The organism is Clostridium sp. CTA-5, assembly GCF_054768135.1.
The window spans coordinates 487,009-503,786 of record NZ_BAAAAT010000001.1 but is presented as its reverse complement, the minus strand read 5'-3'; the positions used below and the strand labels follow the sequence as shown (position 1 = coordinate 503,786).

The following is a 16,778-nucleotide window of genomic DNA, read 5'->3' as shown; positions in this document are numbered from 1 at the left end:
ATTTTTATATATCAGAAGGTGAATAGAATGGATATTAAACAATTAAAATATTTCTATGTAATTGCAGAAGAAGGCCAAATAACAAGTGCTGCTAAAAAGCTCCATATTGCCCAACCTCCTTTAAGCTATCAACTAAAAAGCTTGGAAAATGAGTTAGGTGTAAAACTTGTTGAAAGAGGAAATCGCAACATTAAATTAACCGATGCAGGAGTTATTCTTTATAAACGTGCTAAACAGATATTATCTTTAACAAAATCTACTGAGGATGAATTAAAAGATTTTAAACAAGGAATACATGGAACTCTATCTATAGGCACTGTATCTTCATCTGGTGCATCACTTTTAGATAGCAGACTAAGTATATTTCATGATAAATACCCATTTATAAATTTTGAAATTCATGAAGGAAACACATATGAACTATTAGAAGCATTAAATAAAGGTATAATTGAAATGGCCATTGTCAGAACCCCTTTTAATAACTCTGGAATAAATTCAGTTTTATTGCAAAAAGAACCTATGGTTGCAGCAATGGTAAAAGATTTAAGTTGGACTAATAGGAAAATTATTGACATTACAGAATTAAAAAATAAACCATTAATATTTTATAGAAGATTTGAAAGGCTCATATTTAAAGTATGTGAGGATTCTAATTTTCAACCAACTGTATTTTGTAAAAATGATGATGCACGAACTTCTCTGCTTTGGGCAAATTCTGGACTTGGAATCGCTATAGTCCCAAAATCCGCAATAAAATTAATAGGCTCTTCAGATATAATTTTTAAAGAAATTGATAATGAAGAATTATCAACTCAAATAGCTATAATATGGTCTAAAACAGGTTATCTTTCATCTGCTGGGAAAAATTTTTTAAACATTTTCTCAGATACATAAAATTTCCTATCTAAAATTATAATCATTCAACTATAATACATTAATTTTTTTGAAAATATGACTTTAGGTATATTAACTTTAATTATAGTATATTTTTATTAAAACTAATCACGACAATAAAATTTATGACCGTCTGTAATCAGCTATTTAAGCTATATACAGACGGCCACAAATTTTATAATATAAACAAAGTACTACCTTTAAAATCTGCTTAAAAATATATATTAATAAATCTAAACTTATTCTTACTCTCCATTAACTTCTTTTATATACACCCATGTTTTCCCTTCATCGTTTGATTCATACAATGCTTTGCATCCTCCATTGTAATCTCCATCAGAACCTTGCTCAATTAAAATATTAAGCTTTCCATCTTCCTTATAAGGCATTTCTGGTAAATCAAAAGGATTATAACTTTCTCCATTATTTAATGGTATTTTTATACTTTGGAAATCTACTTTTTTATAAGATAAACCTCCATCCTCTGTTCTATATAACTCTCCATTACTGCCACCGCTATGAGATAAGCATAAAAATCCAAGCTTTTCATTCAAAAAAGTTATTCCTGATGCTACTCCAATTCCCCCTTGAAATGGATCTTCATTTATAATATTCCATGTAACTCCACCATCAACAGTACCATTTAATGAATAAGATCTACTTCCTGCTGCTGCTCCAGTTACTTCTAAACGATAACCAACTTTATCTGATAAATAAAATTCATCTGTACCATTATTTGATTTTCTAGAAATTTTTTCACTTTCATTTACTTTTAAAGGATCTGATGATTTAATATTATTTAAATCTTCTGAAAAAATATATCGAACAGGAGTATATGCATTTTCTTTACCTGGTACGAATACAGAAACAGAATATCCTATTATTTCTGAAGAAGCATTCGAAGCTTGCTTTATATCCCCATCTTGATTAACATAAACAATTCCATCTGTATTATATCCAAAGCTTCGTTTACCATAATAAAGTATGCCATACTTATTTTCATTCCATTTACTCACTGTTTCCTTAAGTGGAATCACCTTTGTTGTGTTAATTAATGGTTCTATTCGTTTATCTTCATTATAATCTCCATTCACATAACCATTTAAATTTATTATTATATTCTTTGATTTATTCATATCATAAGTAATTAGATAACTCTCTAGCTTACCTTTCTCCTCTTTTCCGTATAGATATGCATCAAAAGATGTAATTATCCCATTAGAGTCAAAAGTAAGACTAAAATTATTAGAAACATATAAATCTTTAGGCATATGAATTTTTTTATTAATGTCTGTAAAAATACCTTCTATTCCACTTTCATATATATTGTTATGATCAAAATTTACAGTTTTTTTATTCTGAAAATCATTTAAAAACCATGAAAGTTTTCCATTATAATTTATTGCACTTTCATATATTTTTGCTCCATAAAATAATGTTATAAGAATTATAATTATTATCGCTATATAATTCCATACAACTTTATAAAACGAATTACATTTTACACCAGATTTCAAAAAAGTATTTTTCATTATATTAATCTCATTCTGTGGCTTATTTATCATATTTAGAATCAATATCTCTTTGTTTTTAAGCAAAATAAAACTATATTTTTTATTTACCTTAAATGACTTTATATCTTGAAAATTAATTCTTAATTCTTCACTATGTAAAACTTTTATGCCGCTCTCATAAAACTCATATTCATCTATATTCTGTTGTGGTGCAATTATAGGTTTTTTCATAATTCTAATAATTAAAATTGCAATCCAAACTAAAAAAAATAACATGCAAACAAGTAATATAATAATATTATTATGTAGTCTTCCATATTTACATAAAGTATATAATTCATAAAATGAAATCCCATATACAATTATAAATATTGGATTACGCATCATCGATAGAAGCAATCGTCTTCGTATAATTTTCTTATATTTTTTCATTTAACTCTCCTTAACACTTCTTTTTTATTAACATATTTAAATTATACGGCAAATTTACAAATAAAACTTTACAAATGTATCTAATGGCAGTAGTTTAAAGCGTATTGGCTTTCTCTATATATTCTTTTAAAATTCTACATGTATGATTAAATTGTGATTTTTCCTTTTCAGTTAAGTTTATTTCAACAATTTCTTCTACTCCATTTTTACCTAATATAACAGGTATACTTGCAAAAACATTTTCTTGTCCATAGTGTCCTTCTAATAATGTAGATGCAGGAAGTATTCTCTTTTCATCATGAAGTATTGCTTTAACTATTTCACTTAAACCTACACCTATTCCAAACTCTGTGCATCCCTTTCCAGCTATTATCTCGTATGCTGCATTTGCAGTTCTATGTGTTAGCTCATCTAAATCAAGTTTTCCATAAGTTTCTGGTTTTTCTTTCATTAAATCAAATAATGATTTCCCTCCAAAATATACATGTGACCATGGAACCATTTGTGAATCTCCATGTTCCCCCATACAATATGCTTGTATAGATTTTTGATCTATTCCTGTTTCATCTGATAGTATTCTTCTAAGTCTTGATGAATCTAGAGTTGTCCCAGTTCCAAACACTTTATTTTTAGAGAAGCCTGTTTTCTTCCATATATAATGAGCTATTACATCTACTGGATTTGATATAACTATAAATATACCATCAAATCCTGATTCTAATATTGGATCTATTATAGTATCAACTTCTTTTATTGTGCCTTCTAAATAATCTAAACGTGATTTATTATCATGTGGTGGAATTCCAAGACTTACTACTATAATATCTGCGTCTTTACAATCTTTAAAAGTTCCTTTTTCACTTTTTACATAATGAGGTAAATATGAAACTGTATCACTTAAATCAACTGCTTCTGCATTTGCCTTCTTGTCTATTTTATCAATCATTATAATTTCATCACATATACCTTGTATTGCTAGTGAAAATGCACAATGTGAACCTACATTTCCGCTCCCTACTATTACTATTTTTCTAGTTTTTATACTCATTTTTAATCCCTCCTCATAAATGTACACATACAAATATTTAATTCTCACCATTAATATTATGTAAGTTATTTTTACTATTATTAGATAAATATACCACATAAAATATACATTTCCAATTATTTTATAAATCTCTACAAACTAAAATACCCTACAACAATACTTATATTAGTATTGTTGTAGGGTTTATGCTTTAAGGCGAATTGTCACCTCTAAAATTCATTATTTATTAATATTTTACTACTATACTATATTCTCTAAAACATGTCTTTTAGTTATTTTTTGAGTTGTGCCTTATATAATTAATCCAACAATAGTTGCTGTTAGTACACTTACTAATGTTGCACCATATAATAGTTTTAGTCCAAAACGTGCAACCACGTTTCCTTGTTCTTCATGAAGTCCTTTTACTGCTCCTGAAAGAATCCCTATTGATGAGAAATTTGCAAAAGAAACTAAGAATGTAGAAACAATACCTATTGATCTTGGTGATAAATGTATACTTCCACTTAATAATAAATTCATTGCAACAAATTCATTAGATACTAATTTAGTTGCCATTACACTTGCAGCTTGTACTGATTCATTTAAAGGTATACCCATTAAAAATGCAAATGGAGAGAATACATATCCAAGTGCTTCTTGGAAACTTATTCCAAAAATCCCTTTAAACAGCATATTGATCATAGCAATTATTGCTATAAATCCAACTAACATAGCCCCAACAATAACAGCTACTTTAAATCCATCCATAATATATTCACCAAGAACTTCAAAAAACGTTTGTTTCTTTTCTTCTTGAACTACTAAAATATCTTCTTCTTCTGTTACAGTATATGGATTTATAATTGAAGCTATAATAAATCCACCAAATAAATTTAAAACAATTGCTGTTACAACATATCTAGGTTCTAAAAGAACCATGTAAGAACCAACTATAGACATAGATACTGTTGACATAGCTGATGCACAAAGAGTATATAATCTATGTTTTGGTAATAAAGCAAGTTGCTTCTTTACTGAAATAAATACTTCAGATTGACCAAGAATAGCTGAAGCTACTGCATTATAAGATTCTAATTTACCCATGCCATTAATCTTACTTAAAACAACACCTATGTACTTTACTACAATCGGAAGTATTTTTAAATATTGTAAAATACCTATCAATGCAGAAATAAAGACTATTGGTAGAAGAACACTAATAAAAAATGAAAACTGACTTTCATTAACTAATCCACCATATACAAAATTTACACCTTCTGCTGCACATTTAAGTAATTCTTCAAAACCACGGGCTATACCACCTACTAAATAATTTCCTACTCCAGTATTTAATAAAACAAACCCAAGTATGAATTGTAGGATAAGCATTGTAATGATAGGCTTATATTTTACATTTTTCTTATCACTACTTCCAATCCACGCAAGTGCTAAAACAATAATTAATCCAATTATTCCAATAATATATTTCATTTCTATGCTCCTTCTTGAATACGATAAGTTTAAATTATGATGTTATATATCTTATACAATAAAACACTTTTCTTTTTAGTAAATTGTTTTTATAATAACCTTTACTCCAAATTTCTAATTATATTTTATAAGCTTAAAATAATACAAATTCAGCAAAATATTTTCCATCACAACTTGAAAATACCTGTATTCGGTTTCATTTAAATGTTTTAACTAATTTTACAATTGTTTATTATATAGCCCTTTTGAACATTTGTAAATAATTATTTGAAATTTTGTTCACATAGAATTTTAATATTAATTTTGAATATTAAAAAGCACCCTTTTGCAATTACTTATATTAAAACAATTACAAAAGAGTGCTTACATGTTAAAACTCTATTTAAAAAAATATTTATTTTTACTTTTCTCTATGTTTTAAAACATAGCCTTACTGTTGTTCTAAAAGTTGTTTGGCAGTATATTGATCAGTAATCAAAACATTAGCAATTTTTCCTTTTAATGCTCCTTTGATTGCTTTTACCTTATGTTCGCCACCTGCGACTAAAATAGATTTTTCTTTTGCTTTAATGCTATCCAATGATATAGCTATAGTACGATCATCAATTTCTTTATCACAAATATAACCATTTTCATCAAAAAAATGTGAACAAATATAGCCAACACTTTTTTGCTTTAAAATCGTTTTCTCTTTTTCATTTAAATAACCTAATCGAAAAATCAATTCTCTATCTTCAACAATACCAGCTGTAAAAATAGCTATATTGGCTTGTATTCCCATTTCCATAGTATTCTTAATATGACTATCTTTTTCTACCATTTGTTTTATATTAGAATTATCAAAAATCACTGGTAGTGGCAAATATCTTGGAACTGCCTGCAAATTCTCAGCAAAAATAGAAACTGTTTCTGATGTATATATATTTACTTCTGAATCAGTAACAGACCCTTGTAATTGAACCACTTCTATCCCTTTAACATTTTTATATTTAACTTTTTTAGCAACTTCATACATTGTTGTTCCTGCACTTACTCCAATAACATCTCCATTTTTCACAGTTTCTTCTAAATATTCTGCTGCTCGCTTACTGATATATTCCATGATAGAAACATAATCATTCTTTGGTGAAAGAACAATACATACATCATTTAATTCATATTTTTCTTTTAATCTATATGCTAACTTATCTAAATCAGCAAACGGATCAACTATATTAATTGTAACATAACCTTTTTCTTTGGCATATTTAAGAAGCCTTGATATAGTTGATCTTGATATTCCAAGCTGTGATGCAATTTGCTGTTGGCTATAATCTGATTGATAATAAAGTCTTGCCACTTCTACACTCAATTCTTGTTTTGCATTATCCATAAAACTTTCACTTTCTCTCCTTCTTACCCTATATAAATACTACATTTCTTTATATTACCCTTATTACTTATCTTTATAATATTGATTATATTCTGCTCTAAAATTACAATATGGGCACTTGGCTGTAACAGTTAGGGTAAGTTGTTTTTCATTTTTATTATAGTAACTAATTATAGATATCGATTTCACAACAGCTTCAGAATTTACTCCATCAGTCCATCTAAATTTCTTGTTACAAATATCGCATACAACTTCATTCGTTAAATTTCCATCCTTATCTTTTATAGCAAATAATTCTTTGGTTATTTCTTTGTTATTCATATAAAATCCCCCTCATATAAACTTAGCCCATAAAATATTTTACTCTTATAATATTCTATAAAAGTACCTAAATTTCCTCCTATAAACAAAATTCTGAAAGTACACTTTTCATGTTATTATAAAAAAATAAGAGCCTAAATTACATAGACTCTTTTTCGTATTTATTATAATCACATTAATTCTTTATAAGTTTTAGATAATATTAAACTCCAGGAAGAATTACTTTAAAACTATGCTCACTTATTGAATTTACAAACTCAACTTTTTTTCTATTTTTAAATGCATTTATTATTCGTTTAAACCCTTGTCCATTATTTAAAAATCTCTTTTCATCATCTAAAGTTGTAAGTTTTTCATACAGCCATATATTTCTTTTATTATAATGAGTTCTTTCATTATTAATGTTTTCATCTATGAATTCTCCCGGGCTTGAAACAATAACATTATCCTCTTCTATAAAAACTTCAATGATTCTATTTAAATCAAAATATTCTCTGTAAAGAACAGCATTCTTTATAGCTTCTGTTATGGCTGAACATGGATAATCACTTTTAATTATTTCTGATATTTTCTTTTCTGCCTTATCTATCATATCCAAAAGATTACCTTGAATAATATAAACATCACCATAAGCATTATTTAAGTTGTCCACAATTTTTATCATATTATTAGGAATACAAAGATAATTATCATCTGAAAAAACAAGGAGTCCCCCATATGTGCATCTAAGCTCACTGCCATCTCTTTCTTGTGATACTATTCCTGATGAAAGAAGTAAAAATTCTTTATTTTCATCATTAAGTTCAATTCCTTTATGACTAAAATATTTTTTTACAAGATCCATATTAAGCATTTCTATTCTGCTATTAACAAGAGGACACGTTTCAATTGTTAAACTCAAATTCTGCTCTAGAAGTGTTATAATTTCTTGTTTTCTCATAACATCAGTTGTTGAACCTCTTCTTATATAAAAAGCTCCATTTTCCCTAATCTGATAAGGCTTCTGTCCAACATCATAAATTGTTATTACTCCAATCTTTTTATTATCTATATAAACAAAATCAACCTTTAAAGGTATAGGTGGCTCACATCTTGAAGTTATAATCTGTTGAATCTGTTCTTCTGTAAACAAATCATCTCTTTTAATACCTATTATCTTCTTTGTTTTATCCTGTATTCCAACTATAATATATCCACGCCCATATCCCGTATTAGCAATTGCACATATATCCTTTGATAATTCTTTCTTTCCACTGTCAGTAACAAAATCAAGTTTTAATTTATAATCTAATTTTATTCCTTCTTCTTTCTTTAACAATGACATAAGTTTTCTTTTATCCATAAAATCCTCCACATAAATATTAGAACCCTAATAAAACACATTACCAATAATAATAGAACAGTATGCTCGTCTATTTTAATACTGCATCAGTAAATTTAGCTAATAGCTTGCCATTAACTGAACTTGCTTCTTGTCTGACACAGAATATACAATGCATTTTGTGGCTATTATTTTATTTCATGTGCCTAATATAATATATTTCTTTAAGTGATTTAATATTTATAATACCGTTTATCTTAAAAATTATTTTTTTCTTGCCTTTATCAAAGTTATATCATTTTTCCTAAATTACTTACTAATTCACCAATAGCTTCAACATATCTACTAACTATTCTACTTGCTATATCACTTACTAATTCTTCATTATAAATATGAGATGTTTTATTTCTATCTTCTAATAAATTAATCCATACTTGATCATCTGAAATTAAATTATTAACATATGCTTTTTTATAAATAGTTCTTGGAAATGAATTTTCTAATGTAACTCCTGAATATATTAAAAATTCTTTTAATGTTTTATGTGTTAACTCATAAGTAAATTCAAATTAATTACCTTTAATTTTAGGCTGTGTTTTAAAACATAGCGTAATTTTTTACTATAATTATAACATAAGTAAATTATAAATCTATTCTTGTATAAGTTTAAATAAATAAACCTATTCTTAATTCTACCAATATTCAAAATAATAAATCTAGAGTTATTATCATTCCCCTACATAAAAATACATTCTATTTTACTTTCATAATATATTGTCATAATCAAAATTTACAGTTTTTTATTCTTAAAATTACAAATCTCCTTGTCAGAGAAATTTGTATCAATAATAGCTTTTTATACTACATAATATGGTTTTGTTTATAAAGAATTACTTAACTTTTCCGATAAATATACTGAAAACCAAAAATGTATTATTATAGAAAAACTTAAATATAAAGGAGAAATATATTAAATGAAGAAAAGAAATCAACTTATTTCAAGCTTAATAGCACTAGCAATTACTACAAGCATTACTACTACATGTGCTTATGCTAAAGATGAAGAAACAAATAGTACAATTAATACTAATAATTGTACTGATTCATCAACCGAAAATTCTCTAAAATTAAATCAAGTTAAAGTCACTACTGGTGCAGCAGCTTTCGTTGATGAAATAGAGAATAATAAAATAGATGAAACTGATGAAAAAAATGAAGAAGAATTTATAACAATTGAAAATAGTGAACGAACTTTAGATCAATATTTAAAATCTAAAATACATCAAAATAATAGACGTGTAAAAAGATATACTAGTTTTAGTCTTTTCGAAAGTAATAAGGAAGAAATTAAAGATCGAATTAAAAGTGGAATTGAAAATTATGAAACAGACATTAATATAAAAGATCTTGTTAATCTAGATGATATAAAAAATAATTCAAATAAAATTCTTGACTTGTATTTTGATGTAATGTATGAAAACCCACAATTTTTCTATTGTAGTCCAACTTCTGTAAATTTAGGCAAATGTACATACAATCAATCTTCTGGACAATTAAATTCATGTGATATAAAAATTACTTATGAATACAGTAATGATGTTATAGCTAAAATGAGAAACGAATTAAATAATAAAATAAAGGATATTAAACAAAAATATTTAAATAACTGTTCAACAAACTTAGAAATAGAATACGCTATTCATGACTATATTACACAAAACTGCACTTATGACAAAGATAATTATGATAAAAAAACAGTTCCGAATATTTCACATACATCGTATGGTGCACTTGTTAATCAAATAGCTGTTTGTGACGGGTATTCAAAGGCCACTATGCTTTTATTAAATGAATATGGTATTGAAGCTGGAATAGTAACAAATGATAGTCATGCTTGGAATTATGTAAATATAGATGGAAATTACTATCAAACTGATTTAACATGGGATGACCCTACTCCAGAAACTAATAAAATTATGTATAAAAATTTTAATTGTTCAGATAGTGTAATGCATAAGATACATCCATGGACATCTACATTACCTGGAAATTGTACTGATACAACCTTTGATAATTTATTTAGAACAGTAAACGGAAGTAGCGTTAGTGAAAAAAGTGCTGTAAGAATTAAAGATAAATTATACTATTTAGATAAAACTGATTTATGGAAATGTGATTTAAACGGTAATAATAAAACTTTAGTTAAACAAAATATAACTGAAAATACTAATATGTTAAATTTAACTGCTCACAATAAAGATATTTATTATTTATCTGAACTTGAAATTAAAAAAATTAATATAAATAATGGTCAAATAGAAACCTTTAAAAATCTAAGTGATGAGTTTAATTTTACAAGCGGATCATATTCAGTACAATTTTACATAAAAGATAATAAACTAAATGTTAAATTTGGACAAAGCCAAACAGGTTCTAATCTTAGATATTCAACTAAAAAGTATGAATTAAGTAGTACTGAAGATACCAATACAGATGTAGAAACAAATAATTCAGATGGAAAATCTCAAGATGTAATAAAACTTAATAAATCTAATTTACAAGCACTATATAATGATAATAAAGATAAATTAAAAGGTAATTATACAGATGAAACTTGGAATTTATTTATAAATTCATTAAATCAAGCTAAAGATATATTAGATAGAGATGATATAACTCAACCTGATGTTAATAATGCACTATCTAATTTACAAACAGCTATAAGCAATTTAAAAGAAGAGACTCATGATGTAATAAAACCTAATAAATCTAACTTACAAGCACTATATAGCAATAATAAATATAAATTAAAAGATAATTATACAGATGAAACTTGGAATTTATTTATAAATTCATTAAATCAAGCTAAAGATATATTAGATAGAGATGATATAACTCAATCTGATATTGATAATGCACTAGCTAATTTACAAACAGCTATAAGTAATTTAAAAGAAAAATCTCATGATGTAATAAAACTTAATAAATCCACTTTACAAGCACTATATAGCAATAATAAATATAAGTTAAAAGGCAATTATACAGATGAAACTTGGAATTTATTTTTAAATTCATTAAATCAAGCTAAAGATATATTAGATAGAGATGATATAACTCAACCTGATGTTGATAATGCACTAGCTAATTTACAAACAGCATTAAATAATTTAAAAGAAAAGGTTCATGATGTAATAAAGCTTAATAAATCTAATTTACAAGCACTATATAGCAATAATAAATATAAATTAAAAGGTAATTATACAGATGAAACTTGGAATTTATTTATAAATTCATTAAATCAAGCTAAATATATATTAGATAGAGATAATGTAACTCAACTTGATGTTAATAATGCACTAGCTAATTTACAAACAGCTATAAATAATTTAAAAGAAAAGGCTCATGATGTAATAAAACCTAATAAATCTAACTTACAAGCACTATATAGCAATAATAAATATAAGTTAAAAAGTAATTATACAGATGAAACTTGGAATTTATTTTTAAATTCATTAAATCAAGCTAAAGATATATTAGATAGAGATGATATAACTCAATCTGATGTTGATAATGCACTAGCTAATTTACAAACAGCTATAAATAATTTAAAAGAAAAGGCTCCAGAAGTAATAAATCCTGTGAAACCAAATAATAATACTTCATCAGGTGGAAATTCAAGAGGTGGTGGTTCATCAGGTGGTGGATCTAGTAGTAGAGACTCATCTGAAAACAAACTAGATGCAAACACTCAAAATGATACTTATAATTCCACTAAAATTAATATTAATGATTCATCAAATTTAAAAATAGTAAATACAGTAAAAAATGTAGCAAAAACATTAATTGAAATCAATAATATTAGCAATATTAATAAAGAAGTCTCTTTAGACGAAATTTATCAAGTTAATAGCGAAGGTTTAAAAGGAACTATAGCGGATTTAAAATCAGATAATAACAAATTTATTTATATTACTTGTGAAGATACTACTAACGCTGCTAAAACTGCTTCACTTAAGATAGATACAAGCAAACTAAATAGTAAAGATAAGTATCTTTATAAATTAGATACTATAACAAATAAATTAGTTCTAATAAACAATACTCAAGAAAATTCAGTTGAAATACAACTTAAAAACCAAGACAAATACATATTATCAAATACAGAAATGCAATCTTTAAAAAATAACAATTGGAATAAAATAAATAACAATTGGCTATATGTTGAAAATGGACAGGCAATAACAGGCTGGATTAAAACATCTGATAACAAATGGTATCATATGAATAATCAAGGTATAATGCAAAAAGGTTGGATACAAGATAATAATAAATGGTATCATCTATCAAATAGTGGACATATGGATACTGGCTGGTTTAACGATGCTAATGGAAACTGGTATTATTTAAATACAGATGGTTCAATGAAAACAGGATGGTTTAATGATTATTACGGTAATTGGTACTACTTAAACCCAAATGGTTCACTAGCAGTAAATACTAGGGTAAATGGATATTATATAGATGAAAATGGTTTATGGAATTAATACTCCTAAAATAACTTATATATATATTAAATACATTAAAATAGGCTATGTTTTAAGTAAATGTTAGTATTGTTTTGAAACATAGATTTAAAATACCCATGGAAATCTAAATTTTAAATTTTAAATTTTCATGGGTTTCATATTAAATTTAACTTCTAAACTTCTTTTTCCATGAATCAAAATCCCAAGTTTCTAGAAATTTTTCTGCTTCTTTATATCCATTCAATAAAAGAGCATTACTTTCATCTTCGGTAATCTCAAAATAAGTTGTATTTATTTTTTTATCTTTTCCATTGATATTAATTGTAGTAGGAATCATAATAGTCCTATCTAAATCACCTTTAAGTGTAGAAACATAGTGTTTATCATGTGCATTTAACATAGTATCTATTAAATCTTCACAATACTCTACAATAGATGAAATCGTATGATTTTTATTACTTTGTTGTACCTCTCTTGTGTTTTCAAAAAACTTAAATCCAATTGTGGGCCATTTAGGATTGCTACTTCCATCATCCAAAAGCCATATTGGATAATTACTTAAAACTCCTCCATCAACAATATAATGAATTTTACCAGTACTATCTTGCAATTTAACTGGTTCAAAGTAGAAAGGTATACTCATGCTCATCCTTACAGCTAAAGAAATACTAAATTCATCAGGATTAAGCCCAAAATATTTTAAATCTTGAGGAATTATAATCATCTTTTTCTCTGTTAAATCAGATGCAATTGCACTAAATTTATAAGCATATTTCTCATCTACTGAATCACTCATTCTTATATCACCAAAAGTAGTTTTCCCTTTTGCTTTAAATAATCTTTCAATCCACTCTTTAAAATAATCACCTTCATATATTCCATATTCAAATATTGTACTGAATATCTTACCAGGAATTCCGATTTTGTCAATAAATGTTTCATCTTTAAACTTTAAATAGTTTAAATTTTTAAGTTCATGCTCAATTTCTTCTCCAGAATATCCCACTGCAAGTAATGAAGCTACAATTGCTCCTGCTGAATTACCAACTAAATTAACAAAATCATATTTCTTTTCAATAGCTTTTACAGCACCAACTAGACCTATTCCTTTAACTCCACCACCTTGAAAGACCGCATCACATTTTAGCATTTTTATCACCTCTATTATTAATATCTCACTAATAGAAGTATTAATTCATCTTTTTATCTACATATTATATTTCCATTTCATTAACATCATCAGCTATTATTAAATCAGCATCAGTGATTTTTACTACTTCATCAACAGTTAAACCTGGTGCCACTTCCATTAATACTAATCCTTTATCTGTAACCTTCATAACTGCTTTATCAGTAATTATAAGATCAACACACTTTTTAGCTGACAAAGGTAATTTGCATTTCTTTAGCACTTTTGAATTTCCTTTTTTATCATTATGAGTTAAAGCAGCTATTACATATTTTGCTCCTACTAAAAGATCCATTGCACCACCCATACCTGGAGCAAAAACTCCTGGTATCTTCCAATTTGCAATATTTCCTTCTTGATCAACCTCTAAAGCACCTAATGCAGTTATATCAACGTGTCCACCTCTTATTATCGAAAAAGATAAATCCATTTCAAATGTTGATGCTCCTTTTAATAAAGTAATTGGAGATCCACCAGAATTGGCTAAGTCAGGATCAGACTCACCTCTACTTGGAGTTGCACCAAACTTCAATGCACCATTTTCACATTGTAGTATTATTTCCATTCCTTCTGGCAAATAGTTTGCAGCCATATTAGGTATACCGAATCCTAAATTAGCAACCATTCCCTCTTTAAACTCTTTTGCGATTCTTCTTGCAATTATCTCTCTACTATTCATGATTTCTCCCCCTATTTCATTTTGTTAGTTCTTATCCATAAATCTTCAAAATATTTTTTTCTCTCTTCAAAAGAGTCGCCTTGAACTATTATATCTACCAATATTCCTGGTGTTCCAACACTATCAGGTGAAATTTCGCCTACTTCTACAATTTCATCTACTTCAGCTATAACTAAATCAGCTGCAAGTGCCATATTTGTATTTGTTCCTTTAGTTGTTCCTCTATATACGATATTTCCAAGTTTATCAGCTTTATACCCCTTTATTAATGCAACATCTGCCTTTATTGCTGGAAACACTAAATATTCCTTTCCATCTATAGTAAGTTTCTCTCTTCCCTTTTCAATTTCAGTTCCAAGACCAGTTGGAGTTATAACTGCACCAAGTCCAGCTCCACCAGCTCTTATACATTCTACTATAGTTCCCATAGGTATAAATTCCACTTCTAATGTACCTGCATTGTATTGTTCTTGTATTTCAGGACAAGTTCCGATATGTGAACCTACAAACTTTTTTATTTGTTTATTTGCTACAAGCTTGCCAACATCGTGAGTTTCTCCTGATTGAGCCGATACAGCTTGAATAAGTGTAAGATTCTTAACATTTGTTTCTGATAATGCATCTATCATCTTTAATGGCGCACCTATTCCTAAAAAACCTGCTGTCATAATTTTCATTCCATCTTTAATATTTTTTACTGCTTCTTGTATTGTTCTAATCTTTGTCATTTCTTTATACACCTCCAAAATTTTTTAATCTAAAATAACTCTTTCTATCTTAGAAGTTTAATTCTTATATTATTATTATTATTACCTGATAATTTTTATTACAATTTTATTTAATAATCCTAAATAATTTATTATATATCTGACGTTTATCGTTAATCTTAAATTTCTATTAATTAATATAACTCATCCTTTCATTAGTAAAAAACCTACCAATTAAAAATGCTGGATAAAATAGCTACTTTTATTCAGCCATCTTATCCAGCATGTTTTATAATTTTCTTGAGTTAAGGATATGTAATTTTTGTATAAAAATAAGAGCCTACATTATATAGACTCTCATTCATCATATTAAATTCTAAACTCTGTACTAAATATATATTCCTATATTTAATAACTGAAGTTGAATTACTTAGTTCACTTTACTTATTCATACATAAGCACTCTATTAAAACAAATCCTAGAATATATTTACGTAAACTAAAGCTCCCGCTATTGCTCCTACTATTGGTGCTACTACTGGTATCCATGCATAGCCCCAATCTGAAGTACCTTTATTTGGTACTGGCAATAAAAAGTGAGCAAGTCTTGGTGCTAAATCTCTAGCTGGGTTTATCGCATATCCTGTTGGACCACCTAAACATAATCCCATTGCTAATATTATTACTCCTATAGCTACTGGCTGAGTTCCATTTACAAATGGTTGAGCTGTTGCTCCCATTATTGCAAAAATTAATATGAATGTTCCTACAAACTCAGTTATAAAGTTGAATATAGGTTTTCTTATTTCTGGTGCTGTACAAAACACTCCTAATTTTGTAGCTTGATCTTCAGTTGCTTCAAAATGATTATAGTAAGAAATAAGAACTAACGTAGCTCCTATAAATGCTCCTATAAGTTGTGCAACTATATACATTGGAACATCAGCCCATGCAAATTTTCCAACAGTAGCTAATGCTATTGTAACTGCTGGATTAAAATGTGCTCCACTAATATTTCCAAACATATATACTGGAATTGCAACAGCTACAGCCCATCCACTTGATATAACCATCCATCCTGAATTGTAACCTTTTGTTTTCTTAAGTATTACGTTAGCTACAACAGCATCTCCTAATAATACTAATATTAAAGTTCCAAACATTTCTGCAAAAAATGTTGTCATGTTCATTATATTAGTCCTCCTAAAATCTTATGTTTTTTTATTAATTTATCTTATGAATTTATATAATTTCATTTAAAAAACCCCTTTAAAAGTAAAGGGGTTTTCATAATAGTTATGTA

Annotated in this window: 12 protein-coding genes and 1 pseudogene; 2 read left to right on the top strand and 11 right to left on the bottom strand. The window is 27.1% G+C overall.

The window, feature by feature from the left end:
* The first annotated feature begins 27 nt into the window (after positions 1-27).
* On the top strand, positions 28-894 hold the full coding sequence (locus ACYUET_RS02225) for a LysR family transcriptional regulator (protein WP_460277569.1): 867 nt from the start codon (positions 28-30) through the stop codon (positions 892-894).
* 245 nt (positions 895-1,139) lie between these two features.
* Here the strand turns inward: ACYUET_RS02225 and ACYUET_RS02220 are convergent, their stop codons facing one another.
* The 7 genes and pseudogenes from ACYUET_RS02220 to ACYUET_RS02190 all read right to left on the bottom strand — a co-directional run.
* The gene (locus ACYUET_RS02220; RefSeq protein ID WP_460277568.1) at positions 1,140-2,840 is read right to left on the bottom strand and encodes a WD40/YVTN/BNR-like repeat-containing protein; all 1,701 of its coding nucleotides are present in this window, start codon (positions 2,838-2,840) and stop codon (positions 1,140-1,142) included.
* 94 nt (positions 2,841-2,934) lie between these two features.
* A complete protein-coding gene (locus ACYUET_RS02215) occupies positions 2,935-3,888 on the bottom strand; it encodes an L-lactate dehydrogenase (protein ID WP_460277566.1) in 954 nt (317 codons plus the stop codon).
* A 291-nt stretch (positions 3,889-4,179) separates the two neighbouring features.
* Entirely contained in the window at positions 4,180-5,361 is a 1,182-nt protein-coding gene (locus tag ACYUET_RS02210; protein ID WP_460277565.1) for a NupC/NupG family nucleoside CNT transporter, read from the bottom strand.
* A 430-nt stretch (positions 5,362-5,791) separates the two neighbouring features.
* Positions 5,792-6,733: a sugar-binding transcriptional regulator gene (locus ACYUET_RS02205; protein ID WP_460277563.1), complete on the bottom strand. Its 942-nt coding sequence runs from the start codon at positions 6,731-6,733 to the stop codon at positions 5,792-5,794.
* A gap of 63 nt (positions 6,734-6,796) precedes the next feature.
* A complete protein-coding gene (locus tag ACYUET_RS02200) occupies positions 6,797-7,054 on the bottom strand; it encodes a hypothetical protein (RefSeq protein WP_460277561.1) in 258 nt (85 codons plus the stop codon).
* A gap of 202 nt (positions 7,055-7,256) precedes the next feature.
* Positions 7,257-8,396 (bottom strand): AlbA family DNA-binding domain-containing protein, encoded by a 1,140-nt coding sequence (locus ACYUET_RS02195; RefSeq protein WP_460277560.1) that lies wholly within the window; start codon positions 8,394-8,396, stop codon positions 7,257-7,259.
* A gap of 269 nt (positions 8,397-8,665) precedes the next feature.
* A pseudogene (locus ACYUET_RS02190) lies at positions 8,666-8,932 on the bottom strand (HI0074 family nucleotidyltransferase substrate-binding subunit); the annotation flags it as partial.
* 417 nt (positions 8,933-9,349) lie between these two features.
* Between ACYUET_RS02190 and ACYUET_RS02185 the strand changes: the two are divergent.
* Positions 9,350-12,919: a transglutaminase domain-containing protein gene (locus ACYUET_RS02185; RefSeq protein WP_460277559.1), complete on the top strand. Its 3,570-nt coding sequence runs from the start codon at positions 9,350-9,352 to the stop codon at positions 12,917-12,919.
* Between the two features lie 148 nt (positions 12,920-13,067).
* Here the strand turns inward: ACYUET_RS02185 and ACYUET_RS02180 are convergent, their stop codons facing one another.
* From ACYUET_RS02180 to ACYUET_RS02165, 4 genes are all read right to left on the bottom strand, one after another.
* On the bottom strand, positions 13,068-14,051 hold the full coding sequence (locus ACYUET_RS02180; RefSeq protein ID WP_460277557.1) for a patatin-like phospholipase family protein: 984 nt from the start codon (positions 14,049-14,051) through the stop codon (positions 13,068-13,070).
* 64 nt (positions 14,052-14,115) lie between these two features.
* Positions 14,116-14,769 carry a 3-oxoacid CoA-transferase subunit B gene (locus ACYUET_RS02175; RefSeq protein WP_460277555.1) on the bottom strand — a complete coding sequence of 218 codons (654 nt, stop codon included), beginning with the start codon at positions 14,767-14,769 and terminating at the stop codon, positions 14,116-14,118.
* Between the two features lie 11 nt (positions 14,770-14,780).
* Positions 14,781-15,497: a CoA transferase subunit A gene (locus ACYUET_RS02170; protein WP_460277554.1), complete on the bottom strand. Its 717-nt coding sequence runs from the start codon at positions 15,495-15,497 to the stop codon at positions 14,781-14,783.
* Between the two features lie 457 nt (positions 15,498-15,954).
* Entirely contained in the window at positions 15,955-16,665 is a 711-nt protein-coding gene (locus ACYUET_RS02165; RefSeq protein WP_460277553.1) for an MIP/aquaporin family protein, read from the bottom strand.
* Positions 16,666-16,778: the final 113 nt, after the last annotated feature.